This is a genomic window from Pseudomonas sp. R4-34-07 (genome assembly GCF_003852375.1).
Lineage (GTDB): Bacteria > Pseudomonadota > Gammaproteobacteria > Pseudomonadales > Pseudomonadaceae > Aquipseudomonas.
On sequence record NZ_CP027760.1, the window covers coordinates 1,611,182 to 1,638,145 of the forward strand.

The 26,964-nt window shown below is 58.5% G+C and carries 28 protein-coding genes; 16 read left to right on the plus strand and 12 right to left on the minus strand.

Going from position 1 to position 26,964, the window contains the following annotated elements; all coding sequences use genetic code 11:
• The first annotated feature begins 104 nt into the window (after positions 1-104).
• The gene (locus C4J85_RS07315) at positions 105-1,568 is read left to right on the plus strand and encodes a glyceraldehyde-3-phosphate dehydrogenase (RefSeq protein ID WP_124361805.1); all 1,464 of its coding nucleotides are present in this window, start codon (positions 105-107) and stop codon (positions 1,566-1,568) included.
• Positions 1,569-2,006: 438 nt separating this feature from the next.
• Entirely contained in the window at positions 2,007-3,401 is a 1,395-nt protein-coding gene (gene sthA, locus C4J85_RS07320; protein WP_003189670.1) for a Si-specific NAD(P)(+) transhydrogenase, read from the plus strand.
• 42 nt (positions 3,402-3,443) lie between these two features.
• Here the strand turns inward: sthA and C4J85_RS07325 are convergent, their stop codons facing one another.
• Positions 3,444-4,166: a glycerophosphodiester phosphodiesterase family protein gene (locus C4J85_RS07325; protein WP_124361806.1), complete on the minus strand. Its 723-nt coding sequence runs from the start codon at positions 4,164-4,166 to the stop codon at positions 3,444-3,446.
• Between the two features lie 44 nt (positions 4,167-4,210).
• A complete protein-coding gene (locus C4J85_RS07330) occupies positions 4,211-4,789 on the minus strand; it encodes a PilZ domain-containing protein (protein ID WP_124361807.1) in 579 nt (192 codons plus the stop codon).
• A 94-nt stretch (positions 4,790-4,883) separates the two neighbouring features.
• Here C4J85_RS07330 and C4J85_RS07335 point away from each other — a divergent pair, with 94 nt between their 5' ends.
• The 3 genes from C4J85_RS07335 to C4J85_RS07345 are packed head-to-tail and all read left to right on the plus strand — an operon-like array spanning position 4,884 to position 8,130.
• Positions 4,884-6,134: a lipoprotein-releasing ABC transporter permease subunit gene (locus C4J85_RS07335; protein ID WP_124366280.1), complete on the plus strand. Its 1,251-nt coding sequence runs from the start codon at positions 4,884-4,886 to the stop codon at positions 6,132-6,134.
• A gap of 7 nt (positions 6,135-6,141) precedes the next feature.
• Positions 6,142-6,825 (plus strand): lipoprotein-releasing ABC transporter ATP-binding protein LolD, encoded by a 684-nt coding sequence (gene lolD / locus C4J85_RS07340; protein WP_164484517.1) that lies wholly within the window; start codon positions 6,142-6,144, stop codon positions 6,823-6,825.
• Between the two features lie 60 nt (positions 6,826-6,885).
• A complete protein-coding gene (locus C4J85_RS07345; RefSeq protein WP_124366282.1) occupies positions 6,886-8,130 on the plus strand; it encodes a lipoprotein-releasing ABC transporter permease subunit in 1,245 nt (414 codons plus the stop codon).
• A gap of 106 nt (positions 8,131-8,236) precedes the next feature.
• Here C4J85_RS07345 and C4J85_RS07350 read toward each other — a convergent pair whose 3' ends face one another.
• Both C4J85_RS07350 and C4J85_RS07355 read right to left on the minus strand, forming a co-directional pair.
• Positions 8,237-9,580: a heavy metal sensor histidine kinase gene (locus C4J85_RS07350; RefSeq protein ID WP_124409316.1), complete on the minus strand. Its 1,344-nt coding sequence runs from the start codon at positions 9,578-9,580 to the stop codon at positions 8,237-8,239.
• Positions 9,577-10,257 (minus strand): heavy metal response regulator transcription factor, encoded by a 681-nt coding sequence (locus C4J85_RS07355; protein ID WP_124366284.1) that lies wholly within the window; start codon positions 10,255-10,257, stop codon positions 9,577-9,579. Before C4J85_RS07355 ends, C4J85_RS07350 begins: the two co-directional genes overlap by 4 nt.
• A 156-nt stretch (positions 10,258-10,413) precedes the next feature.
• Between C4J85_RS07355 and C4J85_RS07360 the strand changes: the two genes are divergently transcribed.
• Positions 10,414-10,926 (plus strand): plastocyanin/azurin family copper-binding protein, encoded by a 513-nt coding sequence (locus tag C4J85_RS07360; protein WP_124406607.1) that lies wholly within the window; start codon positions 10,414-10,416, stop codon positions 10,924-10,926.
• A 66-nt stretch (positions 10,927-10,992) separates the two neighbouring features.
• Positions 10,993-11,823, plus strand: a complete 831-nt coding sequence (gene queF, locus C4J85_RS07365; protein WP_124409317.1) for an NADPH-dependent 7-cyano-7-deazaguanine reductase QueF — start codon at positions 10,993-10,995, stop codon at positions 11,821-11,823.
• A gap of 137 nt (positions 11,824-11,960) precedes the next feature.
• Here queF and C4J85_RS07370 read toward each other — a convergent pair whose 3' ends face one another.
• Together C4J85_RS07370 and C4J85_RS07375 are read right to left on the minus strand one after the other, a co-directional pair.
• Positions 11,961-12,227: a DUF4404 family protein gene (locus tag C4J85_RS07370; protein WP_124361814.1), complete on the minus strand. Its 267-nt coding sequence runs from the start codon at positions 12,225-12,227 to the stop codon at positions 11,961-11,963.
• A 111-nt stretch (positions 12,228-12,338) separates the two neighbouring features.
• Entirely contained in the window at positions 12,339-12,947 is a 609-nt protein-coding gene (locus C4J85_RS07375) for an HAD family phosphatase (RefSeq protein WP_124366287.1), read from the minus strand.
• A gap of 196 nt (positions 12,948-13,143) precedes the next feature.
• On the opposite strand from C4J85_RS07375, the gene C4J85_RS07380 reads away from it, so the two are divergent.
• Positions 13,144-13,833: a VacJ family lipoprotein gene (locus C4J85_RS07380; protein ID WP_057722960.1), complete on the plus strand. Its 690-nt coding sequence runs from the start codon at positions 13,144-13,146 to the stop codon at positions 13,831-13,833.
• A 62-nt stretch (positions 13,834-13,895) separates the two neighbouring features.
• Here C4J85_RS07380 and C4J85_RS07385 read toward each other — a convergent pair whose 3' ends face one another.
• Complete coding sequence (locus C4J85_RS07385) at positions 13,896-14,192, minus strand: PilZ domain-containing protein (RefSeq protein ID WP_124409318.1); 297 nt, start codon at positions 14,190-14,192, stop codon at positions 13,896-13,898.
• A 276-nt stretch (positions 14,193-14,468) separates the two neighbouring features.
• Between C4J85_RS07385 and rssB the strand changes: the two genes are divergently transcribed.
• Complete coding sequence (gene rssB / locus C4J85_RS07395) at positions 14,469-15,650, plus strand: two-component system response regulator RssB (protein WP_124361818.1); 1,182 nt, start codon at positions 14,469-14,471, stop codon at positions 15,648-15,650.
• Positions 15,650-16,132 (plus strand): anti-sigma factor antagonist RssC, encoded by a 483-nt coding sequence (gene rssC / locus C4J85_RS07400; protein WP_003172602.1) that lies wholly within the window; start codon positions 15,650-15,652, stop codon positions 16,130-16,132. The genes rssB and rssC overlap by 1 nt, the downstream gene beginning before the upstream one ends.
• Before the next feature lie 196 nt (positions 16,133-16,328).
• Here rssC and tal read toward each other — a convergent pair whose 3' ends face one another.
• Together tal and dusA are read right to left on the minus strand one after the other, a co-directional pair.
• Positions 16,329-17,255 carry a transaldolase gene (gene tal / locus C4J85_RS07405; protein ID WP_124409319.1) on the minus strand — a complete coding sequence of 309 codons (927 nt, stop codon included), beginning with the start codon at positions 17,253-17,255 and terminating at the stop codon, positions 16,329-16,331.
• A 331-nt stretch (positions 17,256-17,586) separates the two neighbouring features.
• The gene (dusA, locus tag C4J85_RS07410) at positions 17,587-18,573 is read right to left on the minus strand and encodes a tRNA dihydrouridine(20/20a) synthase DusA (protein ID WP_124409320.1); all 987 of its coding nucleotides are present in this window, start codon (positions 18,571-18,573) and stop codon (positions 17,587-17,589) included.
• A gap of 392 nt (positions 18,574-18,965) precedes the next feature.
• On the opposite strand from dusA, the gene C4J85_RS07420 reads away from it, so the two are divergent.
• Positions 18,966-19,274: a BrnA antitoxin family protein gene (locus C4J85_RS07420; RefSeq protein ID WP_124409321.1), complete on the plus strand. Its 309-nt coding sequence runs from the start codon at positions 18,966-18,968 to the stop codon at positions 19,272-19,274.
• Between the two features lie 474 nt (positions 19,275-19,748).
• On the opposite strand, the gene C4J85_RS07425 is transcribed toward C4J85_RS07420, so the two are convergent.
• Entirely contained in the window at positions 19,749-20,324 is a 576-nt protein-coding gene (locus tag C4J85_RS07425) for a hypothetical protein (RefSeq protein ID WP_124409322.1), read from the minus strand.
• On the opposite strand from C4J85_RS07425, the gene C4J85_RS07430 reads away from it, so the two are divergent.
• From C4J85_RS07430 to C4J85_RS27640, 4 genes are all read left to right on the plus strand, one after another.
• Complete coding sequence (locus tag C4J85_RS07430; RefSeq protein ID WP_124409323.1) at positions 20,323-21,261, plus strand: hypothetical protein; 939 nt, start codon at positions 20,323-20,325, stop codon at positions 21,259-21,261. The two genes, C4J85_RS07425 and C4J85_RS07430, sit on opposite strands and share 2 nt — an antisense overlap.
• Positions 21,252-21,725 (plus strand): adenylyltransferase/cytidyltransferase family protein, encoded by a 474-nt coding sequence (locus C4J85_RS07435; protein ID WP_124409324.1) that lies wholly within the window; start codon positions 21,252-21,254, stop codon positions 21,723-21,725. Before C4J85_RS07430 ends, C4J85_RS07435 begins: the two co-directional genes overlap by 10 nt.
• A gap of 248 nt (positions 21,726-21,973) precedes the next feature.
• The gene (locus C4J85_RS07440) at positions 21,974-22,339 is read left to right on the plus strand and encodes a DUF6124 family protein (RefSeq protein WP_124409325.1); all 366 of its coding nucleotides are present in this window, start codon (positions 21,974-21,976) and stop codon (positions 22,337-22,339) included.
• A gap of 146 nt (positions 22,340-22,485) precedes the next feature.
• A complete protein-coding gene (locus C4J85_RS27640) occupies positions 22,486-22,704 on the plus strand; it encodes a hypothetical protein (protein ID WP_124409326.1) in 219 nt (72 codons plus the stop codon).
• Between the two features lie 100 nt (positions 22,705-22,804).
• Here C4J85_RS27640 and C4J85_RS07450 read toward each other — a convergent pair whose 3' ends face one another.
• A complete protein-coding gene (locus C4J85_RS07450; RefSeq protein ID WP_124409327.1) occupies positions 22,805-23,992 on the minus strand; it encodes an MFS transporter in 1,188 nt (395 codons plus the stop codon).
• A gap of 425 nt (positions 23,993-24,417) precedes the next feature.
• On the opposite strand from C4J85_RS07450, the gene mqo reads away from it, so the two are divergent.
• A complete protein-coding gene (mqo, locus tag C4J85_RS07455) occupies positions 24,418-26,064 on the plus strand; it encodes a malate dehydrogenase (quinone) (protein ID WP_124409328.1) in 1,647 nt (548 codons plus the stop codon).
• A 62-nt stretch (positions 26,065-26,126) separates the two neighbouring features.
• Here the strand turns inward: mqo and C4J85_RS07460 are convergent, their stop codons facing one another.
• On the minus strand, positions 26,127-26,963 hold the full coding sequence (locus C4J85_RS07460; RefSeq protein WP_124361827.1) for a LysR family transcriptional regulator: 837 nt from the start codon (positions 26,961-26,963) through the stop codon (positions 26,127-26,129).
• Position 26,964 lies beyond the last annotated feature (1 nt).

The following is a 26,964-nucleotide window of genomic DNA, read 5'->3' on the forward strand; positions in this document are numbered from 1 at the left end:
CTGTAGCGGGGTGGTATTTTTTTGCAAGGGGTTTTTGTTGCCTGTCGCGCATTGCTCAACGGGCAGTCGGGCGACATAATGTAGCCCCTTTTTTCTGCCCCTACATGTGGAAGGTTCCCGTGACTCAGAAGCCCGACCAGTGTCTTGGTGAATGGATCGACCGTGAAGCACTCGCAGAAGCGATGATCCCGCTTATCGGCCAGCTGTACCGCAATAACAATGTGGTGAGCTCGATCTATGGCCGCAGCCTGATCAATCAGTCCGTCATCGCGATTCTCAAGGCTCACCGCTTTGCGCGTCACCGTTCCGCCGACGACAGCGAACTCTCCGTCCACGAAACATTCCCACTGCTCAAAGCCATGAGCGAGCTCAAGCTCGGCGCGGCGTCGGTGGACCTGGGCAAGTTGGCGTACAAATTCCGTAAAGAAGGCGCCGGCCGCAGTGCCGAGCAGTTCGTGCGTGAAGAAATGGCCGACGTGGTCGGCCAGCAAAACGCCGCTGCCCGCAAAGGCACCGACGTTGTGCTCTATGGCTTCGGTCGTATCGGCCGTCTGCTGGCGCGCATTCTGATTGAAAAAACCGGCGGCGGCGACGGCCTGCGCCTGCGTGCCATCGTTGTGCGCAAAGGCGCCGAAAACGACCTGACCAAGCGCGCCAGCCTGTTGCGTCGCGACTCGGTACACGGTCCGTTCAACGGTACCATCGTCATCGACGAAGAAAACAACACCATCACCGCCAACGGTAACCTGATCCAGGTGATCTACGCGAAGAACCCGTCCGAGGTGGATTACACCCAGTACGGCATCAAGGACGCCCTGCTGGTGGACAACACCGGCGTATGGCGTGATGCCGAGGGCCTCGGCCAGCACCTGGCCTGCCCGGGTGTTGACCGTGTCGTGCTGACCGCGCCTGGCAAAGGCAAGCTGAAGAACATCGTGCACGGCATCAACCACACTGAAATCACCGCTGACGACAAGATCGTGTCCGCCGCTTCCTGCACCACCAACGCCATCGTGCCGGTGCTCAAGGCAGTGAACGACAAGTTCGGTATCGTCAATGGCCACGTCGAAACCGTTCACTCGTACACCAACGACCAGAACCTGATCGACAACTTCCACAAGGGCGACCGCCGTGGCCGCAGCGCCGCGCTGAACATGGTGATCACCGAGACCGGTGCCGCCACCGCTGCCGCCAAGGCCCTGCCTGAACTGGCCGGCAAGCTGACCGGTAACGCGATCCGTGTGCCGACGCCGAACGTGTCGATGGCCATTCTCAACCTGAACCTTGAGAAAGCCGCCACCCGTGAAGAGATGAACGAGTACCTGCGCTACATGGCGCTGCACTCCGATCTGCATAAGCAAATCGACTTCGTCAATTCCCAGGAAGTGGTGTCCACCGACTTCGTCGGCTCGCGCCACGCCGGTGTGGTGGACGCCGAAGCGACCATCAGCCAGGACAACCGCGTTGTGCTGTACGTGTGGTACGACAACGAGTTCGGCTACAGCTGCCAGGTGGTTCGCGTGATGGAAGACATGGCTGGGGTTAACCCGCCGGCGTTTCCGCGTTAAGCCTCAGCGATAAATGAAAAAGCCCCGATTGGTTTGGGGCTTTTTTATGCCTGTGGTTTTGTGGTGTGAGTGAGGGCCTCATCGGGGGCAAGCCCCCTCCCACAATTGATTTGCGAATACATTCAAATGTGGGAGGGGCGGTGCGACGATTCGACTTGCCCCCGATAGCGGTAGTCCAGCCACAACTTCAACAACTGACACCATCAGCAAAATAGTTGCCGCATAATGCTCATCCCAGAATCGACGCTGATTGGCGGCCTGTTAGTATGGCAAGACTGGCCTATGACGCGACCAAGGGTTAATGTGCGCGGCGTTGAGCCTTATATAGACTGTGCCCCGGTTCACACACTTGAGCCAAATTGTCCTTCATGCCCGCTGGCCGCGGCATGATTTAGCCAGGCGTCCAACCGTACGCCTGGCCTGTTCTGAGGAGTACGCATGGCTGTCTACAACTACGACGTGGTGGTACTGGGTTCCGGCCCGGCTGGAGAAGGCGCGGCGATGAACGCTGCCAAAGCAGGGCGCAAGGTGGCGATGGTCGATAGCCGTCGCCAGGTCGGCGGTAACTGCACCCACCTGGGTACCATCCCGTCCAAGGCGTTGCGTCACTCCGTGCGCCAGATCATGCAATTCAACACCAACCCGATGTTCCGGGCCATCGGCGAGCCGCGCTGGTTCTCGTTTCCGGACGTGTTGAAGAGCGCTGAAAAGGTCATCTCCAAGCAAGTCGCTTCGCGTACCGGCTACTACGCCCGTAACCGCGTCGACCTGTTCTTCGGCACCGGCAGCTTCGCCGACGAGCAAACCGTCGAAGTGGTCTGCGCCAACGGCGTGGTCGAGAAACTGGTGGCCAAGCACATCATCATCGCCACCGGTTCGCGCCCGTATCGCCCGGCGGACATCGATTTTCACCACCCGCGTATCTACGATAGCGACACCATTCTCAGCCTGGGTCACACCCCGCGCAAACTGATCATCTACGGCGCCGGGGTGATCGGCTGCGAATATGCCTCGATCTTCAGCGGCCTGGGTGTGTTGGTGGAACTGGTAGACAACCGCGACCAATTGCTGAGCTTCCTCGACTCGGAAATTTCCCAGGCGTTGAGCTACCACTTCAGCAACAACAACATCACCGTGCGCCACAACGAAGAGTACGAGCGTGTCGAAGGCCTGGATAACGGCGTAATCCTGCACCTCAAGTCCGGCAAGAAGATCAAGGCCGACGCCTTGCTCTGGTGCAACGGGCGTACCGGCAACACCGACAAGCTGGGCATGGAAAACATCGGGGTCAAGGTCAACAGCCGTGGTCAGATCGAGGTGGACGAGAACTACCGCACCTGCGTGCCGAACATCTACGGCGCCGGTGACGTGATCGGCTGGCCAAGCCTGGCCAGCGCCGCCCATGACCAGGGTCGTTCGGCTGCTGGCAGCATTGTCGACAACGGCAGCTGGCGCTACGTGAACGACGTGCCGACCGGGATCTACACCATTCCCGAGATCAGCTCGATCGGCAAGAACGAGCACGAACTGACCAAGGCCAAGGTGCCTTACGAAGTGGGCAAGGCGTTCTTCAAGAGCATGGCGCGTGCGCAGATCGCCGGTGAGCCGCAAGGCATGCTGAAGATTCTGTTCCACCGCGAGACGCTGGAAGTGCTCGGCGTGCATTGCTTCGGCTATCAGGCGTCGGAGATCGTGCATATCGGCCAGGCAATCATGAACCAGCCCGGCGAGCAAAATACCCTGAAGTATTTTGTGAACACCACGTTCAACTACCCGACCATGGCTGAAGCCTATCGGGTAGCGGCCTACGACGGCCTCAACCGGCTTTTTTGAGCGGCTCCGGCCGGTGGCCTGAGCCGGCCGGGGAGACCGATTTCAGTAATTCCCGAGGGTGGCAGTGGCCAAACCGGGAAAGTCTGTAATCAGGCTATCTACGCCGAAGTCGGCGAGCCTGCGCATCAGCGCAGGTTCGTTGACCGTCCAAACGGATACGTGCAGGCCCTGACGCTGGGCTTTTTCCAGCCGCTCGGGGGTGCACAACGTCCAGTTCAATGCCAGGAACTCACAACCGTAGTTCTGCGCGACCTTCAACGGGTCGAGCCAGGCGTATTCGGCCACCAGCCCGCGTGACAGGTCTGGGGTGAGGTCAACCGCCGCTTTCAAGACTTCCCGTGAACTTGAGGTCACCGTGACCTTGTCCATCAGGCCAAACCGCACGGCCATCTCGCGGATCGCCAACACGGTGGTCGCAGCGCGAGTGCGCGAAGCGCTTTTGACTTCCAGTTGCCAGTGATCGAAGTCGCACTGTTCGAACAACTCTTCCAGGCGCGGGATCGGGCATGGGTTGACCCAGCCTGGGCCGCCTTTGCGTGCGTCCATCTTCACCAGGTCCGCCGCCGAATACTCGACGACTTTGCCGCGCCGGTCAGTGGTGCGCTTGAGGGTCGGGTCGTGGATGACCATCAGCTCGCCGTCCATGGACAGGTGCAGATCCAGTTCGCAGCGGCGCACGCCGTGTTTGAGGCATTCCTGAAAGCTGGTCAGGGTGTTTTCCGGTGCTTCGCCTTTGGCACCGCGATGGCCGTAAATCAGGGTCACAATTGCTCCTTTGCGCCAGGCTCGCTGGCGTCGTGAATACGCATTCAGAGTTCGTCGCTTTGTTCTCGCGCCAGGCGACGTTCCTGGGCCTGTTTCTGCAGGATGTAGCGCGCCAGCAGTTGGCGTTGGGCATCGGTCATGGATTCGAACTCCGTGCCCACGTCAAAGCGCTCGCCCTTGGGATCGCAATGGGTCACCCGCGCGCGCAGCAGCAGGCCGAGGGCCTGGGGCATCAGCACCAGCTTCACCGCCAGGTGAGTGTCCGGGGCCAGCGCCACAGGGTGCTGGAAGTCGATGCCGCCTTCGGAAAGGATCACCGGCTGCGGCGCGCCCACCTCGCCGAGCAGCCCGCGAGCCATGACCTGGCTGAGCAGGTCCAGGCGTTTGTTCTGCACTTTGAGGAACGCCGCCAGGCTGCGGTCTTTTTCGTTGATCTGGCGCAGCAGGTGCTGGGCCTCGAATTCGCTGAGGTGCAGTTCACTGAGCAGATTGAACAGCGGCGAATCATCCAGCAACACTTCCTTGCTCGCCGCGTCGGGGGCCGACAGGGGTTTGATTTGGAGTGCGATCATGTCGTCGATACGGTAGTATTCGCGGCGCTCTTCTTCATCTAATGTCGACATGGCGAACCCCAGGTAACGGTAATGGTCTGAGTGTAAAGCTGCTGACCAGACCCCGCCACCGGGACGTCTTCTTTTCCTCCGAACAAGCCCCGACATGTTCAGACCTCTCTTCGTATTTATTGGCACGCGTTACACCCGTGCAAAGCGTCGCAATCATTTTGTGTCGTTCATTTCCCTGACCTCGATGATCGGTCTCGCCCTGGGCGTGGTCGTGATGATTGTGGTGCTGTCGGTGATGAACGGCTTCGATCATGAGATGCGCACCCGCGTGCTGGGCATGGTGCCCCACGCGACCATCGAGGGCGACGCGCCCATCAGTGACTGGCAAAGCCTGGCCGCCAAGGTCAAGCAGAACCCCAAGGTGCTGGCCGTTGCGCCGTTTACCCAGATGCAAGGGCTGCTGACCAACGACGGCAAGGTGCAGAAAATCCTGCTCAATGCCGTCGACCCGGCCCAGGAGCGCAATGTCTCGATCATCGACAAGTTCATGTTGCAGGGCAAACTCGACGATCTGGCGCCGGGCAGCTTCGGCATCGTCATCGGCGACAAGGCCGCTGCCAAGCTCGGTGTGGGCGTCGGCGACAAGCTGACCTTCGTCGCGCCGGAGGTCACCGTGACCCCGGCCGGCATGTTCCCGCGCATGAAGCGCTTTACCGTGGTCGGCACCTTCCACGTCGGCGCCGGCGAGATCGACGGCTACCTCGGCTTGACCAACCTCACGGACTTGGCGCGCCTGCATCGCTGGCAGCCGGACCAGGTGCAGGGCCTGCGCCTGAAGTTCAACGACCTGTTCGAGGCACCGCGCGGCGCCTGGGAAATCGCCCAGCACCTGGGCGAATCGCAGTATTACGCCCGCGACTGGACCCGCACCCATGGCAACCTGTACCAGGCCATCCGCATGGAAAAAGCCATGATCGGCCTGTTGTTGCTGCTGATCGTCGCCGTGGCCGCCTTCAACATCATCTCCACGCTGGTGATGGTGGTGAATGACAAGAAGGGCGACATCGCCATCCTGCGCACCCTCGGCGCCACGCCGGGGCAGATCATGGCGATCTTCATGGTGCAAGGCACGGTGATCGGCGTGGTCGGCACCCTGATCGGCACCGCCTTGGGGATTCTGGCCGCACTGAATGTCAGCGCCGCCATCGCCTTGCTTGAAAAAGTGCTCGGCCACAAGTTTCTCAACGCCGACGTCTACTTCATCGACTACTTGCCGTCCCAGGTTCAGGCCCAGGACGTGTTGATGGTGGGCGGCGCCGCGTTGGTCCTGAGTTTCCTTGCCACCCTGTATCCAGCCTGGCGCGCGGCACGCACCCAGCCAGCACAGGCATTACGTTATGAGTGAATCGGGCATGAGTGAAAAAGCAATCCTGAGCTGCCGCAACCTGGGCAAATCCTACGAGGAAGGCCCGGAATCCGTGGTGGTGCTGGCCAACCTGCAGCTTGAACTGCATCCGGGCGAGCGCGTGGCGATCGTCGGCAGTTCCGGTTCCGGCAAAAGTACCTTGCTCAACCTGTTGGGCGGCCTCGATACGCCGTCCCAGGGCAGCGTGTGGCTGGCCGGTGAAGAGCTGTCTGCCTTGAATGAAAAGGCCCGCGGCCAACTGCGCAACCGTTCGCTGGGCTTCGTGTATCAATTCCACCACCTGTTGCCGGAATTCACCGCCCTGGAAAACGTGTGCATGCCGCTGTTGATCGGCAAGACCGCGATCCCGGAGGCGCGCCAGCGTGCCACGGCCTTGCTGGAGCGCGTCGGCCTCGGCCATCGCCTGGAGCACAAACCGGCCGAGCTGTCCGGCGGCGAGCGCCAGCGCGTGGCAATTGCCCGTGCGCTGGTGAACAACCCAGGCCTGGTGATGCTCGATGAGCCTACCGGTAACCTCGACTCCCACACGGCCCAGGGCATCAAGGACTTGATGCTGGAGCTGAGCACCCAGATGCGCACCGCGTTCCTGGTGGTGACCCATGACATGAGCATGGCCCGTCAGATGGACCGAGTACTGCACTTGCAGGAAGGTCATCTGGTCGCTATCTGACCTGTTGCAAGCCCGTTTTTTTGAAACCGGGCTTTTTCATTTTTTCAACGGTGCCCGCGAATGTTCAGACCGTTATCGATTTTCATCGGCACGCGCTATACCCGCGCCAAGCGCCGCAACCGTTTTGTCTCGTTTATCTCGATGACCTCGATGATCGGCCTCGCCCTGGGCGTGTTGGCGATGATCGTGGTGCTTTCGGTGATGAACGGCTTCCAGCGCGAAATGAGCTCGCGCATCCTCGGCATGGTGCCCCACGCTACCATCGTGGGGGTGAACCCGATCGATGACTGGCAGCCGGTGGCTGCTGCTGCAATGAAGAACCCGCAAGTCACGGCAGCGGTACCGTTTACCCAGATGGACGGTATGTTCTCCTACAAGGGCGCGATGCAGCCGATTGAGATCAACGGCGTCGACCCGGCCCAGGAAGGCAAGGTGTCGATCGTGGCCCAGCATATCGTGCGCGGCAAATTGGAAGACTTGAAAGCCGGCGAGTTCGGCGTAGTAATCGGCGACATCACCGCGCGTCGCTTTCGCCTGAACGTGGGCGACAAACTGACCTTGATCGTCCCGGAAATCAGCACTGCGCCGGGGGGCATCACCCCGCGCATGCAGCGTTTGAACGTAGTGGGTATCTTCAAGGTGGGTGCCGAGCTGGACGGCTCCATGGCCTTGATCAACAAGGCCGACGCGGCCGAAATCCAGCATTGGCAACCCAACCAGGTGCAGAGCGTACGCCTGGCAGTGACGGACCTGTACGCGGCGCCCAAGGTCTCGGCCGATATCGCCGCCAGCCTCGGCGCGGCGTATAAGGCGGACGACTGGACCCACACCCAGGGCAGCCTGTTCAGCGCGATGAAAATGGAAAAGACCATGATCGGCCTGCTGTTGCTGATGATCGTCGCGGTCGCTGCTTTCAACATCATCGCCACCTTGATCATGGTGGTGAACGACAAGGGCGCGGACATCGCAATCCTGCGCACCATCGGCGCCACGCCCCGCCAGATCATGGCGATCTTCATGGTGCAGGGCACGGTGATCGGCGTTGTCGGCACCCTGATCGGCGGCGTGCTGGGGGTGATTGCGGCGCTGAACGTGAGCGAACTGGTGGGCTGGCTGGAGCGGGTGAGCGGGCAGCATATCTTCAGTTCGGATGTGTACTTCGTCAGCAACCTGCCGTCCGAACTGCAAGGTGGGGATGTGTTGCTGATTTGCTCGGCGGGGTTTGTGTTGAGCTTTCTGGCGACCATTTACCCGGCGTATCGGGCGGCGAAGATCGAGCCGGCGCATGCGCTCAGGTATTCGTGAACCGATCGTTCCCGCGCTCTGCGTGGGAATGTATCCCGTGACGCTCTGCGTCACAACAGCGGACGCAGAGCGTCCGATGGCATTCCCACGCAGAGCGTGGGAACGATCATAGGTGAGGCAACTCGATCACAAACCGTGTCCACCCCACCCCGGACTCACAAAAAATCCGCCCCCCATGCGCCCGTACAATCGACTGGGTAATCGCCAACCCCAGCCCCGCGTGTTCGCTGCTGCCTTCATGGCGCGCCGGGTCGGCCCGGTAGAACCGATCGAACAACCGCGGTAACAACTGCGCTGGAATGCCTTCCCCGGTGTTCTCAATCGTGAGTGTCACGCCGTCCACCATGCGTACCCGCACTTCGCCGCCCGCTGGCGTAAATCGCAGCGCGTTATCGAGCAGGTTCGACAGCGCCCGACGCAACATACCGCGATCACCCATCGTATGGGCTGTGCCTTCTCGCACCAGGCTGACGTGGGCGTCTTCGGCCAGCAACGCAAAAAACTCCAACAACGCCTCCACTTCATCGGCCAGCGCCAAAGGCTCGCGCTTGGGCACCAGCAAACCGTGATCGGCCTTGGCCAGGTACAGCATGTCGTTCACCAGCTGCGCCATCCACTGCAGTTCCTCCAGGTTGCTGTGCAGCGCTTCGCGGTAGTCCTCCAAGGGGCGCGGCTGGGTCAGGATGACCTGGGTCTGGGTCAGCAGGTTCGACAGCGGTGTGCGCAACTCGTGGGCGATATCGGCGGAGAAGGCCGAGAGGCGCTGGAACGCGTCGTCCAGCCGGCCCAGCATGGCATTGAAGGTTTGCGCCAGCTCCGCCAGTTCTGCTGGCATTTGCTGTTGCGGCAAGCGTTGCGTCAGGGAATGCGCGGACACGCCGGCGGCGACTTCACCCATGCGCCGCAATGGCCGCAACCCGCTGCGCGCCGCCCAGGCGCCGAGCAGTGCGGTGGCCAGGGCCGAGAGGCCGACGGTCAGCCAGATCAAGCGCTGCATGCGTTGCAGGAAATGCTGGTGATGGGTGATGTCGAGTATCAGGGTCAATTGCGCCGAGCCGGGTTGGCCAGGGTTCAGCGGCGCGTTATACACGCGGTAGGCGGTGCCAGCGTTTTGCAGGCTATGCAGGCCGGGGGCCTCGGGCAACGCCACGCCCGGCGCATCGTCAAGCCAGCGCTGGCCGGCCGCCGTGATGCGCAAGGCGAGGTCGGGTTGGTGGCTGAGGTCGGCGCGCAGTTGGGGTTCGCGCTGGGCGAAGGCGTGCGGCGAGTCGACCCCCTGCAACGTGCTGCGCAGCGCCACGAGTTTGCTGTCCAATTGCTGCTGGTCCAGCTCGATGAAGTGCGCCTCGCTGGCATGGTTGAACAGCACGCCGGCCAGCAGCGAGACCACGGCGGTGCAGGCGGCAAACAGCAGCGCCAGGCGGCTGGCGAGGGACAAGCGCTTGATCAAGTGAAGCGCTCCTCGAGTACATAGCCCATGCCGCGCACGGTGTGAATCAGCTTGTTGGGAAAGGCGTCGTCGACTTTCAGGCGCAGGCGGCGGATCGCCACTTCGATGATGTTGGTGTCGCTGTCGAAATTCATGTCCCACACCTGCGAGGCGATCAGCGACTTGGGCAGCACTTCGCCCTGGCGGCGCAGCAGCAGCTCCAGCAGGGCAAACTCCTTGGCGGTGAGGTCGATACGCTGGCCGCTGCGCTCAACGCGGCGACGGATCAGGTCCAGGCGCAGGTCGGTCAGTTGCAGGCAGGTTTCCTGCGGTGCACTGCTGCCGCGCCGTAACAGGCTGCGTACGCGGGCGAGCAGTTCGGAAAAGGCGAAGGGCTTGACCAGGTAATCGTCGGCGCCCAGCTCCAGGCCGTGTACGCGGTCCGCCACCGCGTCGCGCGCGGTCAGGAACAACACCGGAATGTCCAGGCCGGCACTGCGCACCGCTTGCAGGATTTGCCAGCCGTCACGACCGGGCAGCATCACATCGAGGATCAATAAGTCATAGTCGCCAGTCAGCGCCAGGTGCTGCCCGCTGATACCGTCGGCCACCAGTTCGGTGGTAAACCCGGCTTCGGCCAGGCCCTGGCGCAGATAGTGGCCGGTTTTCGGTTGGTCTTCGACAATCAGCAGTTTCATGGGCGACTCTTGGCAGCGGTGGGCGCCGGACTTTATACCGCGGGCTCCCAGGTAAAGGGGGTAACCTGACAAAGTTGTAATCTAGCAGTCAGTTGGCTGGCAGCGAGGCCCTCTTAAAGTGCTGGCCAAGCGAGTCACCCATTTGGAGAGTCAAAGATGGCGTTGCGTATACCTGTGTTCCTGGCGGGCTGCCTGTTGGCGCTGAGTTTCGATGCCGTGGCCGATGGGGCCCACACCTATGCTTTCGGCCAGCCGGCCGCAGCGGCCACAGCCGCGCGCACAGTTGAGGTGACCCTGCAGGATATTTCCTTTTCGCCCAAGTCCCTCGACGTCAAGGCCGGTGAGACGGTGCGCTTTGTGCTGGTCAATAAAGGCCGGTTGCTGCATGAGTTCAACCTCGGCGACGCGGCCATGCACGCCGAACACCAGAAGGAAATGTTACAGATGCAGGCCAGCGGCATGCTTACGGCCACCGGTATGGGAGAAATGGACCACAGTAAAATGGACCATGGCGCGATGAAGCACGATGATCCGAACAGTGTGCTGGTCGAGCCCGGCAAAACCGCCGAGCTGACCTGGAAGTTCTCCAAAGCCACTGACCTTGAGTTCGCCTGCAATCTTCCCGGGCATTACCAGGCGGGCATGGTCGGCAAACTGACCGTTGAGTAAGGCGTTCCTTAATGGCGCGGGCAAAGGCTGGTAGACTTGTGCGGTTTATTTAGCCAGGTTTCCGCCATGCATCCCGCAGCCGAACATTCGCCGCTGGGCAAGTCCAGTGAATACATATCCACTTACACCCCTTCGTTGCTGTTCCCGATCCCTCGCGCCGCCAAATGGGCCGAGCTGGGCCTGAGCGCCGAGACCCTGCCTTACAAGGGCGTGGATTTCTGGAACTGCTTCGAACTGTCCTGGTTGCTGCCGTCCGGTAAACCGGTGGTGGCCATCGGTGAGTTCAGCATCCCGGCCGACTCGCCGAACATCATCGAGTCCAAGTCCTTCAAGCTGTACCTCAACTCGTTGAACCAGACCGCGTTTGCCGATACGCCGAGCCTGGAAGCCACCTTGCGCGCCGACCTCAGTGCCGCCGCCGGCAAACCGGTGAGCGTGCGCATTCGCAGCCTGGACGAGATCGAGGCTGAGGGTGTGATGGCGTTGCCGGGCGTGTGCATCGATGATCTGGATATCAACGTCAGCAGCTACGAGCACCCGCGTCCGGAATTGTTGCGCTGTGACGATTCGCGTGTAGTGGAAGAGAGCGTGCACAGCCACCTGCTCAAATCCAACTGCCCGGTCACCAGCCAGCCCGATTGGGGCAGCGTAGTGGTGGAGTACCGTGGCGCGGCGCTGGATCACGCCAGTCTGTTGGAATACCTGGTGAGCTTTCGCCAGCACTCGGACTTCCATGAACAGTGCGTGGAACGCATCTTCCTGGACCTGCAGCGCTTGCTCAAGCCTGAGAAGTTGACCGTGTATGCGCGGTATGTGCGGCGGGGTGGGTTGGATATCAACCCGTATCGCAGCACCGAAGAGGTGGCGTTTCAGAACGTACGCCTGGCGCGCCAGTAGCCTGCACACCAAACCCAATGTGGGAGGGGGCTTGCTCCCGATTACAGAGTGTCAGACACAGGTGCTGTGACTGACACTCCGCTATCGGGAGCAAGCCCCCTCCCACATTTTGGATCGGTGCTTGGCTGGCGGGCAGCTTAGATGCCGATGTTGCCCAGCGTTATCACGATGTTGCGCAGGGTCCCGGCAATGCCCGGATGGTCCAGTTCAAAACCTTCCACTGCGCGGTTTACATCGTCAGCGATGCTGGGCGTCTGGGTGGCCGGCTCCAGTTGTAGCTGCACGTCGAATTTGGCAATCAGCTCTTCAAGCGCTTCACGTTTTTCAGCGGGCAACTCTGGATGATCTTCCAGCTGTTTGCGCACGATATCGGCCTGCTGTTGTAACTTCTCGCGATCAGGCATGACATTCTTTCCTTTTATCGATAGTCACTGGCATAGACCGCGGCACGCCGGGAAAGGTCTACGAACTGACCTGTAGATTAATCCACTGCGGCCAACCGTGCATGATCCTTGTCAGGGCTTCTCGCCTTTGAGCCGGCGCAGGCGGATGTCGGCCAGGCAGGTGCCGAGTTCACCGAGGTGATCGATCACTGAGTGCACGCCTAATCCATAGAGCGCCACGGTGGCCTTGCCGCGCTTGTGCTCGCGTTCCTTGTCGCTCAGTGCTTGCCACTGCTGCGGCGCGACGCCGCACAGGGAGCCGCAGGAGGCCAGGCCGATGGTCCACAAGCCGGCATTCAGGCCTGATTGCAGCAGTCGCGGCTCGCCGCTGACCAGCACGCAACCGTCCAGACGCGTGATATTCAGCTCCATCAAGGCCTGCCAGCAAGCATGGGGCGCCGGCCAGCGGATGGCGGAGGGCGAGGCGGCCTTGAGCCAGGCGGGCAGGGTGGCGGCCAGTGGCGTAGTGATCGAGGGCGGCAATTCATCCAGCCAGGCGCAGGGCACGCCTTGTTCCTTCAGGCTGCGCAGAATTTTCAGGGCCCCGGGTGTGGTCTGGGAATCGGGGGAAGGGGAGTCGCTGCGCGCCTGGGAACCGAAATCCACCAGGCAGCCACTCAAACCAAACAACACGGCAGTCAACGCGGGGGCAGTGGTGACGGCTATCTCGGCATGCGGCATCTGAACGTCCCTGAAATAGTTACAACGCTATCGGGATGGCATGACAAGTGGATGACACGGGTGGGTATTTGTAGGAATTTTGTCCAAATCATGAAAGTCGTTTCCTTGCGAGTGCCTAAATCGACACTTCCGTCATATACTGACGGCCTTATTCAGGGCATAGCGCCCATGACAGACTATTCAAGGAGCAAAAGCTATGCGCTGGAGCCAGTACTTCGCTCAGCTATCGGTGTGTGCCACCGTCCTGTTGGCACCCTTCGCCGCCCAAGCAGCGACCGAAGACGACCCATGGGAAAGCGTCAACCGCCCGATCTTCACCTTCAACGACACCGTTGACACCTACGCGCTCAAGCCAATCGCCCAAGGCTATCAGTTCGTCACCCCGCAATTCGTGCAGGACGGCGTTCACAACTTCTTCCGCAACATCGGCGATGTCGGCAACCTGGCCAACAACGTCCTGCAGCTCAAGCCTCACAATGCTGGCGTCGACACGGCTCGCCTGTTGGTCAACACCACATTCGGCGTACTGGGCTTCATTGATGTCGGCACCAAAATGGGGCTGCAGCGCAGCGATGAAGACTTCGGCCAGACCCTCGGCTACTGGGGCGTCGGCAGCGGTCCCTACGTGATGATCCCGTTGCTGGGCCCAAGCACCTTGCGCGATGCGCCGTCCAAATACGTGGACAGCTACACCCAACCGTACCGTTACATGAACGATATCGGCTGGCGCAACAGCACCTTCGGCCTGAACGTGGTCGACACCCGTGCCAGCCTGCTCGATAGCGAAAAGCTGATCAGCGGCGACAAGTACACCTTTATCCGAAACGCCTACCTGCAGAACCGTGAGTTCAAGGTCAAGGACGGCAAGGTCGTCGACGACTTTTAAGCTGAGACGTTTTGAAATGAAAAAGGCGACCTTTGAACGGTCGCCTTTTTTGTGGGCGCATTTCAGCGCATTTTCAAGATCTTGAGGCCCAGGTGCTGCTCATCGCCGGCAGCCTTGGTCCACACCACCTCGGTATCGGCCTCAAGGCCCTTGAGTGCAGCGTGCTCTGAATCGATGCGCACCGTCAGCCGGTCTCCCACGCTGAACTGGCGAGGGGCCTGCACCTGCATGCCGGAGCTGGACAGGTCCAGGCACACCCCTTCGATCTCTTGGCCGGCGTGGATCAAGGACACATCGGCATCCACCCGCATGCGGATGAAGTCACGTTTTTCGGCGTAGTCGCGCTCGTGTTCGCTCACTGAGTCCATCCTTACTTTGCGTTGTGGTGATGAGCGTTCTTATAACTCCCGGTGATTTGCGGTGTAAAGACGCCCGGCGACCATCGGCATGAGCTTGAAACCCCTCACGGATGGGAGTACCGTCTGCGCCTTAGAAGGGCACCTCTGCTTTACCGTTGTGCATGGGCGAAATCCCAATGCTTTGTAGGACAGAGAGGCTAGAAAGCGAATCCAGTACGTGAGCACGGCCATTGCCGCGCCGCCTACGCCAACCTAATTCTGGCGCCGTTTGCCCACATGCAAAAAACCAGTGCCACGCTGCTGATAATCGATGACGACGAAGTAGTGCGCGCGAGCCTCGCGGCCTATTTGGAAGACAGTGGCTTCAGCGTCCTGCAGGCCGGCAACGGCCAACAGGGTCTCCAGGTATTCGAGCGCGACAAGCCCGACCTCGTGATCTGCGACTTGCGCATGCCCCAAATGGGCGGCCTCGAGCTGATTCGCCAGGTGACCGAGCGTGCTCCGCAGACGCCGGTGATTGTCGTGTCCGGTGCCGGGGTCATGAATGACGCCGTTGAAGCCCTGCGCCTGGGCGCCGCCGATTACCTGATCAAGCCCCTGGAAGACCTGGCCGTGCTGGAGCACTCGGTGCGCCGCGCCCTGGACCGTGCCCGGCTGTTGCTGGAAAACCAGCGCTACCGCGAAAAACTCGAGACCGCCAACCGCGAGCTCGAAGCCAGCCTGAACCTGCTCCAGGAAGACCAGAACGCCGGTCGCCAGGTGCAGATGAACATGCTGCCGGTCAGTCCGTGGACCATTGACGAATTCAAGTTTGCCCACCAGATCATCCCGTCGTTGTACCTGTCGGGTGATTTCGTCGACTATTTCCGAGTGGATGAGCGGCGTGTGGCGTTCTACCTGGCCGACGTGTCCGGCCACGGTGCGTCCTCCGCGTTCGTCACCGTGTTGTTGAAGTTCATGACGACGCGGTTGCTGTTCGAGTCCAAGCGCAACGGCACCTTGCCCGAGTTCACCCCCTCCGAGGTGCTGGGCCACATCAACCGGGGCCTGATCAGCTGTAAGCTGGGCAAGCACGTGACGATGGTCGGCGGCGTGATCGATGAAGAAACCGGTCTTTTGACCTACAGCATTGGCGGTCACCTGCCGATGCCGGTTCTATACACTCCTGACAGTGTGCGTTACCTGGAAGGGCGTGGCCTGCCGGTGGGCTTGTTCAATGAGGCCACCTACGAAGACCACATTCTGGAACTGCCGCCGACTTTCAGCCTGACGCTGATGTCCGACGGTATCCTGGACCTTCTTCCAGAGCCTACACTCAAAGAGAAAGAAGCCGCCTTGCCCCAAAAGGTCAAGTCGGCGGGCGGCAGCCTGGATGGTCTGCGGCAGGTTTTTGGATTGGCCACGCTAGGGGAGATGCCGGATGATATCGCCCTATTGGTGTTGAGCAGGAATCTTTGATGAGTACCGGAAGAATCCAATTCGCCGAGCAAGACGGGACCTTCGTCCTGAAATTTGTCGGTGAAGTGCGCCTGACTCTGTGTTCGGCGCTGGATGCGACGATTGAGCGGATCTTCACAGCGCTGAACTTCTCGGCGATCGTGATCGATCTGACCGAAACCCGCAGCATCGATAGCACCACCCTGGGCCTGCTGGCCAAGTTGTCCATTCTGTCTCGGCAGAAGGTTGGCCTGTTGCCGACCGTCGTCACCACCCACGAAGACATCACCCGGCTGTTACAGTCCATGGGCTTCGACCAGGTGTTCAACATCGTTGACCGCCCGATCCCCTGCCCGGAATGCCTGACCGACCTGCCTTCACAGGATCAGTCCGAAGAAGTCGTACGGGTCAAGGTGCTGGAAGCGCACAAGATCCTGATGGGCTTGAACGAGTCCAACCGCGAAGCCTTCCACGACCTCGTCAACGCCCTCGAGCGCCACTGACGGCTTTCCTGTCGAAACACATTCCAATGTGGGAGGGGGCTTGCTCCCGATAGCGGTGTGTCAGTTATGAACAAGCTGACTGACACTCTGCCATCGGGAGCAAGCCCCCTCCCACAATGGATCTGTGCCTGGCTTGAAATTGGCACAAAAAAGGGCGGCACCCGCCAAGGTGCCGCCCTTTTTGCCGCCTACGCTTTTACAGCTTGGCCGACAACAACGCCTCCAGCTTCTCCTGATCCCGAGCAAACTGACGAATCCCCTCCGCCAGCTTCTCAGTCGCCATCGCATCTTCGTTGGATTCCCAACGGAACTGCGCTTCAGTCATATGCACCCGCGCTTCACCGGCTTGCCCTGGCGCCAACTTGCGTTCCAGCTTGCCTTCATCGGCCGCCAGCTTCTCCAGCAAATCCGGGCTGATGGTCAGGCGGTCACACCCGGCCAACTCTTCGATCTGGCTCAGGTTACGGAAGCTCGCACCCATCACTACAGTCTTGTAGCCATTGGCCTTGTAGTAGTTGTAGATGCGCGTCACCGACTGCACGCCCGGGTCATCGGAACCGGTGTAGTCGTTGCCGTTGGCCTTCTTGTACCAATCGTAGATACGGCCCACGAACGGCGAAATCAGGAACACACCTGCTTCAGCGCACGCCACGGCCTGGGCGAAGGAGAACAGCAACGTCAGGTTGGTCTGGATGCCTTCTTTTTCCAGTTTTTCCGCTGCGCGGATACCTTCCCAGGTGGACGCGATCTTGATCAGCACACGGTCACGGCTAACGCCGGCCTTGTCGTACAGATCGATCAGACGGTGCGCACGCTTGAGTATCGCGTCTTCGTCAAACGACAAACGGGCGTCCACCTCAGTGGAAATACGGCCCGGTACGACTTTAAGGATCTCCTGGCCAACCGCCACTGCGAAACGGTCACTGGCCAGGCCCACGTCGCCGTTGCAGTCCTGCACACATTCATCCAGCAGCTTGGCATAGCCAGAGATCGACGAAGCCTTGAGCAGCAGGGAAGGGTTAGTGGTCGCGTCTTGCGGCTTGAGCTTGGCGAGGGTAGAAAAATCGCCGGTATCGGCTACGACGGTGGTGAATTGCTTGAGTTGTTCCAGCTTGGAAGTCATGGGCGTGCTCTGTCCTGTGGGTCTGATGACATTACCCGAGCGCTGGCAGGCGCTCAAGGGCGCAAATGCGTTAGGTCGTTTGCGAGGGCAACAACCTGAAAACAGCCGTATGAATGGCGGTCGTACTGCTCAATAGGAGGGCAAAACCGCCGCCAGGTTCAACCCAACTGCCCGATAGCGCCTTCATAGCCACTGGGCCTGCCCCAAATAATGTAGGAGCGAGCTTGCTCGCGAAAAACGTCAACGATAACGCGTGCGTTCTGAATAAGCGCGGCGGCTATGGATTTCTCGCGAGCAAGCTCGCTCCTACAAAAGCCCATCAGCTACCCAGTCACCGCCCTTCCAACAATTCCCCAGCCTGATCCAGCAACGCCAGCGGGTCCGCCACCTTATGAATATCCACCGACAACAACTGCCTGAACCTGCGCGCCCCCGGAAAACCAGTGCCCAACCCCAACACATGCCGAGTAATGTGATGCATCGTCCCACCACTGGCCAAATGCTCAGCAATATAAGGCCGCAACTGCGCCAACGCCTCCGCCCGGCTAATCACCGGCGCCTCACTGCCAAACAACCGCTGATCCACCTGCGCCAACAGATACGGATTGTGATAAGCCTCCCGCCCCAGCATTACCCCATCAAACGTCTGCAAATGCTCCTGGCACTGCTCCAACGTCTTGATCCCACCGTTGAGAATAATCTCAAGCTCCGGGAAATCCTGCTTCAACTGCGCCGCCACGTCATAGCGCAATGGCGGAATATCGCGATTCTCCTTCGGCGACAGCCCCTCCAGAATCGCAATCCGCGCATGCACGGTAAAACTGGTGCAGCCCGCATCCTTCACCGTGCCGACAAAATCACACAGCTCGGCATAACTGTCCCGGCCATTGATGCCGATACGGTGCTTCACCGTCACCGGAATCGACACCGCATCGCGCATCGCCTTCACACAGTCCGCAACCAGGGCAGGGTGGGCCATGAGGATCGCGCCGATCATGTTGTTCTGCACACGATCGCTGGGGCAGCCGACGTTCAAGTTAACCTCATCGTAACCGGCCGCCTCGGCCATACGCGCGCAGGCGGCCAGATCGGCGGGAACACTGCCGCCTAGCTGGAGCGCAAGCGGGTGCTCGGCTTCGTTGTGACGCAGGAAGCGCTCGTGATCGCCATGGAGGATCGCGCCAGTGGTGACCATCTCGGTGTAGAGCAAGGTGTGCTTGGAGAGCAGGCGCAGGAAGTACCGGCAGTGGCGGTCGGTCCAGTCCATCATGGGGGCGACGGAGAAGCGGCGGGAGAGTGGGGCGGATTGTAGGGACATTGGGGGTCTGAGCTAGCGGGCAGAAAGGCGAGCAGTTTATCAGGGATGCTCGCCAGGTACTCGGCGGGTTCTCATGGCTAGTTACTTAATCTCCAGTGACACTTGGAGCACGTGCCGGTTAGGGTTTCGACGTAGATCTTGTATTGGCGACTTATGATCCCGGCGAGACACGCTCGCAACGTTTCAGAGCGTAGTCTTCCATTTGCGCTGGTGCGAGACTTTGAATGGTCTGCTGCCCTGATCCTGCAGGATCATCGATTTGACTACAGCGAGTGTCGTTATCGGGCGATGGGATACAGGGGATCGGCTGCATGTCATAGTGTTTACCCCACGGGGTAACGCGGTCCACGTCATCAGCTTTCGTAAAGCCAACAAACGGGAGGTCAAAAATTATGGCCAAGAAACCCAGTCCTGAAATGGTCGATACGGCAAACCCCGAATGGTCGGCCGAGGACTTTGCCAAGTCCAAACCAGCCAGCGAAGTGCTTATGGGGTTGTTTGGCAAGGCTCAGGCGAAGGAAATGCTCAAGCCAAAGCGTGGCCGGCCAAAGTCGGCAGCGACTAAAGAACACGTGAATGTTCGTTTTGATGCTGAGATGCTGGAGAAATTCAGGGCTTCTGGGCCGGGCTGGCAAACGCGAATGAATGCCGCGTCGGCTGACTGGCTCAAGACGCATGCACCGGATGAGCTGAAGGCGTAGTCGTTAGAGATCATTCCCAAAATAATTAACCGTCGGTGGAGCAGCTTTTTTTGATTAGTGATTAGTTTCGTCTCGGTAGAAATAACTCTGTCCCTTTTCGATGCTTGACAATTAGGTTTCGTTGGCAAAGTCCGATCTGCTTCAACCGATAACGGCAGAGTTCAGCGGGCTGGGTCTCGGTGGTAGACCGGCATATCGGGTTTGAGCCCGATATTTTTTGATTCCGATATTCGCCGGAGATATTTTCGTTGATACGGACGTCCTGTATACGGCATTATGCAGAATGATATGGAGATGGCTTTTGGCCACGATTGAGGTTGAGTCTGATCCACTCTAAATGCTTGGCAAGCAGGGGGCGTTGAACGCATTTGTGATGCCTAGATGGCCGACATGCGCTTTTTCGGCGAGTGAGGAAAGCTTTAGCTAAGCGAGAGCTGCGGAGAATTATTATAATATGCTTGTATTGTCGCGAAGCTATCCGAGCTTATCATTGATGATGCGCTCATTGCGGATGATCAAGCCTATGTCGTTCACGCTGCAAACAGTAGCATTGGGATAACTAGATTCAAGAGCAAGATCTCTTTGTGATTTATTTTTTATATATACATTGTGTATTAATACAGTAATGCTTAAGTGTTTTTTCACCATGTTTGTTATTAGTCGGTCGTCGATTCTGATATCTTTTCTCTTTTTTACGGTGAGGTCTCTTCTTAATATTAGGTCGGAATAGTGTTCTCTGATTTTTAACTCCCGGACTAAATTGTATCTTTTTAAGTTCTCGATATTTCTTAAGTCTAGTACGCTTCGTTCATGAACTTCGATAGTGGACTTTAATATGCAGGTTTCGTGGTTTTCATGGGCATTTTTGGCCCACTCGTTGGCGCTTTTTATAGGGCAGGAGATTCCTTCGATAAAGAAATATGCACCGTATCCGAGCCAGTCTTCTTCTCCTCGATTGATATTGAAGTTTTCATGAATTATATGGTTGGCAGATTCGCTTGAAGTGCCATGAAAGCCGATAATTATTAGTTTTTTTTCAGGAGTTGTCATGGTTAAGAACGATTTTTTAGTCTTTGTGCTGATCGAGTATTTCGTCAGATTGATTGAGCGCTGGAGGAGTAAGAGTATACCAATGAAAGCGGCCGCCTCAACTATTTTTATAGGAGGTACTCTATTAGCGGTTCCCTGGCAGGAAATCCTGATAAATAACGTCTTTGCTTTGGAAATTTTGAGTCCGAAAGAGGGTGGCGCGGATTGGCCTGTCATAGCGGGATGCTTTTTGATTGTAGTAGGAGTATTTTTTTGGGTGTGGGCATGCTTTGAAGTTAAGCAGCCGGATAAAGAAAAACTTATTAACGATAAGTGGATTTCGTCTGCTGTAAATGTGTCCGCTTCGAAAGTGTATTGTTATTGCGGTAATATTAGTTTTTTGAGTGATATCGATGTTGTGGTTGCTTCGGAAAACACAGATTTTGAGTTAGGAGGGGCAAAGAGTATTTCCGTCTCGGGTAGGTTGAGGGCTATGGCCGCTAGCAGAGACGAATTCAACCAGATTACTCGAGATAATCTTGAAGAGTGGGTTATAGCTTGGAAAGAGATAAAAGGTAAAAAAAGGGATTTTAATTTAGGTTTGTGTATCGAATGTAATGAACCATACGAAACAAGCAGATATGGTATCAAAAGCATAATTTTTGCTATAGCGATTAGTAAGAACGATACCGGAATTGCTTTTCTTGAGAGTGCGTCAATACGCGATATAATTAAATATGTTGTTGATTATTGCGTGGCTCGCGGTTTTAAAACGGTATTTATACCAGTATTTGGTTTGGGGAAGGGAAATTGCTCTCGTTCTGAGGCGCTTGATTATACGTTGAGCGCAATATATTTTGAATTGAAGCGTCAATCTAGTGGTTTGGATGTATATGTTGGGGTTTATCGTTTGATGGATGTCATTAAACTGGGCGGGATACTCGGAAAGTGGAAGTAAATTCGATTCGTGAAGCTACAGATATTTTGATTGATACATGGCTGGATCTGCGTGTAGGTTACACCTCAGGAGTATTTGATCTTTTTCATGAGGGTCATGCTAATTACCTTAATAAATGTCTGGAGCTTTGCGATATCTTAATTGTGGGCGTGGACTCAGACCTGAAGGTTAAATTCAATAAGGGACTTGGCAGGCCGATTGACGATATTGGGAAAAGAATTTCGAATGTTCAGTTGTTGTCGATTTTTTGCTTTGAGAAAAAAGAGGGGTCAATTAATTATATTCGTTTGCTTCGGCCTCATTATTACTTTTTTTCAGAGGGTAAGGTATTGGATGAGGAAAAAAATTGCCTTATTTCGAAAGTTGAAAGGTTCATAGGTTTTTTTGAAATCTCGTATACGGTCGGTATATCTACAAGTAGTCTGATAAGAAATTTGTTGCCAGAAAGTGGTAAGTCCACATAGTGCATTTAGATATTGTGATTCTTGCTTTTTTTTGTTTTGCGGGGAGGCAGTGTGGGGCAGGTTCCAACTAAATAGGGAGTAAGGAGATCAGGTCACGTTATCACCAGCAATGTTTTCACACCTTTATCAACTTGCCCATCAGGCCGCCCCTCGTTAACCTCTTCAAGCCGCTGCAAATCCAGCGGCCGGAGGTGGAAGTCCGTATTGCTAAGGCGTTTTAACTCCCAATAAATATTTGGAGCATCGCCATGCACAACAACACACACAGTTCTTCACTTGATCAAACCGCATCGTCCGTCGATCCCAAGCTTCAAGCCGCAGCCCAACGAGCAATCAATCATCACTTGCCACCATCCGACGACGCTGCTCCCGTCGGACACCCAAGCAATAACCTCTTCCTCGTAAACCCAACCATCGACCCCGAAACCCTCCTGGCCAACGCCGCCGAAAACCTAGCATCCGCCAACCAAATGGCCGTCACCTTGGCGTTCGACCTCGACGACTCCCAACGCGCCATCGCCCTGGGCATCCAGCAGTTAATCGAGTTGAGCGCATTGCTCGTAGACCGAGCCCAAGAACAAGTTGCGCCTGTAACCAAATCAGTCAAAGCCTGACAACCAACCCTGCCGCCTTACCCCAAGGCGGCAACCTGAACTCATGCTGTCCCGCAGCTAAGTTTCATAATTCCCTGCACCGTTGAGGTCTACGATTCCTTGCAAGAGAGGACTCCAGCGCCTCTAGCCCACAGGGAACTGAGACTATGATTTCGAACCTCGTCAAAGTCGCAATGATCACCGGCACGTTGCTGTTGAGCGCTTGTTCATCTTCACCCGCCGTGAGCAGCGACCCGTGCTTTTCAGGGGGGTGTCAGGCATTTGGTGACCACAGCCCCGGCAAAGCCGCCAAGATGAATTTTGGTGGCAGTGGGCTGGGGAGTAGTTATGGGGAGTATGGGTCGGGGTTGTTGCATGATGATTGAGGGGGTGGTGGGGCAGTCACAGGTGTGGTGACTGGCCCATTGCTATCGGGGGCAAGCCCCCTCCCACATTGGATCTATGATCGGCGCAAAACTTGTGGCGTTAGTTGCCGCCTTTCATGCGCCGCGCAATCAGATAGAGACCCAATCCGATCAGGGCCGTCACCGCGCCGATGTAGCCTGTACTGGTCCAGCCAAACCCAGCGGTGATCGCCATGCCGCCAAACCACGGCCCCAGCGCGTTGGCCAGGTTGAAGGCGGCGTGGTTGGACGCTGCCGCCAGGCTCGGGGCTTCGTGGGCGATGTCCATCAGGCGGATTTGTAATGGCGCCGCCAGGGCGATCATGGTGCCGACGAGGCCGATGCCCAGCAGTACGCTCCACAGCGAACTGGCGGCGAAGGTGAAGAAGATCAGCACGGCCATCGACCACACCAGAATCCAGCCCACCGCGCGAAATTGCATGCGATCGAACAGCTTGCCGCCCGCGATGTTGCCGATGATGCCGCCCATGCCAAACGCGGCGAGGCCGAAGGGGATCCATTGCGGCGAGACCTTGGTCACTTCCAGCATGGTCGGCGCCAGGTAGCTGAACACGCAGAACATGCCGGCAAACCCGATCGCGCCGATGGACAGTGCCATCCACACTTGGGGTTTGGTGAATGCGCGCAGTTCCTTGCGCGGGTCGCTGCGTTCTTCATCGTGGCGGTGCGGGACGAATTGCCAGACCAGGAAGAGGGTGCACAGGGCGATCACGCTAACCAGGGCGAACGCCGAGCGCCAGCCCAGGTGTTGGCCGAGGAAGGTGGCGATGGGGTTGCCGAGCAGCATGGCCAGGGTCAGGCCCATCATCACTCGGGCCACGGCGCCGGCGCGTTTGTCGCTGGGCACCATGCTGGAGGCGACCACGGCGGCGATGCCGAAGTAGGCGCCGTGGGGCAGGCCGCTGATAAAGCGGAAGGCCACCAGCGAGCCGAAGGTGGGGGTGAAGGCGGTGGCGAGGTTGCCGAGGGCGTAGAGGCCCATCAGCAATAACAGCATGTGTTTGCGCAGCAGTTTGGCGCCGAGGATGGCCAGCAGCGGGGCGCCGACCATCACGCCCAGGGCGTAGGCGCTGATGGCGTGGCCGACCTGCGGCTCGCTCAAGCCCAGGTTCTGGGCGATGTCGGGCATAAGGCCCATGATGGCGAATTCGCCGGTGCCGATTGCGAAAGCGCCCACGGCCATGGCCGCTTCCATTTTGGCGGCACTGCGCGCGGGCAGGACGTGCCCGGGTGTTGGGTGGGTAGACATGAATGGCTCTGTTTGGATGAGGTGTACGAAAGACAATCGCCGATGCTACGCATGGGACGGTGAGGGTGTCTAGAACAGCCAGGCGCATGAGAGTTCCGGGCCTGTGACCCCAGGTCGCGGCTGGCCGCCTTGACACCTGCGCGAGAAAACCCGCGATTTAAAGGTGTCAATTGGCCAAACGGCGCATAAACGCGGTTTGGCGTGATATTCTGCGCGCCGTCTTGGTCTAGTCTTTCCCTGGTGCGTACACCCGTATACGTCCCGGCGGTTGGCTGTCGCCCAAGTAGCTGAAGCCAATAATGATAAGAAGTCAGCGCAGAAGGGACAAAAACAGTGAGGTCGCTACGTCGGCCTTGTGTGCCCACCCTACGGCCTGCAGAGTCAGGGGCGGTAGGGCGGATGGCGTTTTATCATAGGTGCTACTGATGTTTAAGAAAGTAAACACTGCCCTGCTGGGGCTGGCTTTGTCGATGGGGATCACGTCCGTTCACGCGGAAGAGGCAAAGAAAGTCGATGTGCTGCTGATCGGCGGCGGCATCATGAGTGCAACCCTGGGTGTCTGGCTTAACGAGCTGGAACCGGGCTGGTCGATGGAAATGGTCGAGCGCCTCGATGGCGTGGCCGAAGAAAGCTCCAACGGCTGGAACAACGCCGGTACCGGTCACTCGGCCCTGGCTGAGCTTAACTACACCCCGGAAGACAAGAACGGCAACGTTGAGATCCCCAAAGCGGTCGAGATCAACGAAGCGTTCCAGATTTCCCGTCAGTTCTGGTCCTGGCAGGTCCAGCAGGGCGTGTTGAAGAACCCGCGTTCGTTCATCAACTCCACACCGCACATGAGCTTTGTGTGGGGCGATGACAACATCAAGTTCCTGAAAAAACGCTACGAAGCGCTGAAGGCGAGCCCGCTGTTCGCCGGCATGCAGTACTCCGAAGACCCGGCCCAGATCGCCAAATGGGTTCCGCTGATGATGGAAGGGCGTGACCCGAACCAGAAAATCGCGGCCACCTGGACCCCAATCGGCACCGACGTGAACTTCGGCGAGATCACCCGCCAGTTCGTTGCCCACCTGCAGACCACCCCTAAGTTCGACCTGAAACTGTCGAGCGAAGTGCAGGACATCACCCGTAACGAAGACGGTTCGTGGCGTGTGAGCTACAAAAACCTCAAAGATGGCACCAAGACTGAAACCGACGCCAAGTTCGTGTTCATCGGCGCCGGCGGCGGTGCCCTGCACCTGCTGCAGAAATCCGGTATTCCGGAAGCCAAGGAATACGCCGGCTTCCCGGTGGGTGGTTCGTTCCTGGTCACGGATAACCCGACCATCGCCGAGCAGCACTTGGCCAAGGCCTACGGCAAGGCATCGGTCGGTTCGCCGCCAATGTCGGTTCCGCACCTGGACACCCGCGTGCTGGATGGCAAGCGCGTGATCCTGTTTGGCCCATTCGCGACCTTCTCCACCAAGTTCCTGAAAGAAGGCTCGTACCTGGACCTGCTGACCAGCACCACCACCCACAACATCTGGCCAATGACCAAAGTCGGTATTCGTGAATACCCGCTGGTCGAGTACCTCGCCGGCCAACTGATGCTGTCGGATGACGACCGCTTCAAGGCGCTGCAAGAGTACTTCCCGAACGCCAAGCAGTCCGACTGGCGCCTGTGGCAAGCCGGCCAGCGTGTGCAGATCATCAAGCGTGACGAAGAGCAGGGCGGCGTCCTGAAACTCGGCACCGAAGTGGTCAGCTCCGCCGACAACTCCATTGCCGGCCTGTTGGGTGCGTCGCCAGGCGCGTCTACCGCGGCTCCGATCATGCTGACCGTGCTGCAAAAGGTGTTCAAGGACAAGGTTGCGAGCCCGGCCTGGCAGGAAAAACTGCACCAGATCGTGCCAAGCTACGGCACCAAACTGAACGACAGCCCTGAAGCGGTTGCCAAGGAATGGGCCTACACCGCCGGTGTGCTGCAACTGACCCCACCGCCAGCGATTCCGCAACTGACGGCTCCACAGGCCACCGAGGCTGCCAAGCCTGCGGCTGAGCCAGGCAAGCCGGCGTCTGATTTGGCGCTGTAAGCTACGCGTAAGCAAAAGCCCGCTGAACCGGTGACGGTCAGCGGGCTTTTTTTGCGCGACGTTCAGACCCTGAAGTGCCTGACTTGCTCGTACAGATGCAGGGCCAGCGCGTTAGCGGTGTCGCACAGCAGATACAGATGCTGTGCGGGGAGGGCCGGCAGTTGCGTGATTTGCCTCAGCCCTTCGCCCATGCGGCTCTCCTCCATCAGGCCCACGGCCACGCCGCTGCGCACGCAAGCTTCTACCGCTGATGAGTTGGGGCTTTCCAGCAGTACGCGATGGTAAATCCCGTGATCTTTCAGCGCCTGTAACGCCGCCGCACGGTACGGGCACCCAGCGATAGGCACGGTGATCGGCAGCGGCGCGTTGGGTGGGTAACTGAACTGCTCGGCGGCGACCCACAGCGGTTGCACGGGGCCCAAGCGCTCACCCTGTGCCAGTGGGTGTGCACTGACGGTGATGACCAGGTCCAACTGGTTTGCCGTGAACAGATTCAACAGTTCGCCACTGGTCCGCGCCTCGATTTCCAGTTCCAGCAGCGGGTTGTCGGCGATCAGTCCCGGCAGGAATGTGTGCATAAAGGCAGGTGCGTAAGTGTCGGGCACGCCCAGGCGGATCTTGCCCTGCATGCGCTGGGGCATCAGCGAGATCAGCAGGCGGTCATGGCTTTTGAGGAATTCGGTGGTTTCGCCCAGCAGCTTCCTGCCGTACAGCGTCAGATCCACGCCCTGATTACTGCGACTGAACAAGCGTTGGCCGACCTGGTCTTCCAGCTTCTGAATCTGCGTCGTCACGGTGGACGCGCTGCGGTGCACATGCTCGGCCGCCTCGTTGAAGCGGCCAAAGCGTGCGACGGCGTGAAAGGTGCGCAACAGATCGATATTCAGTTGTTTGGCCATG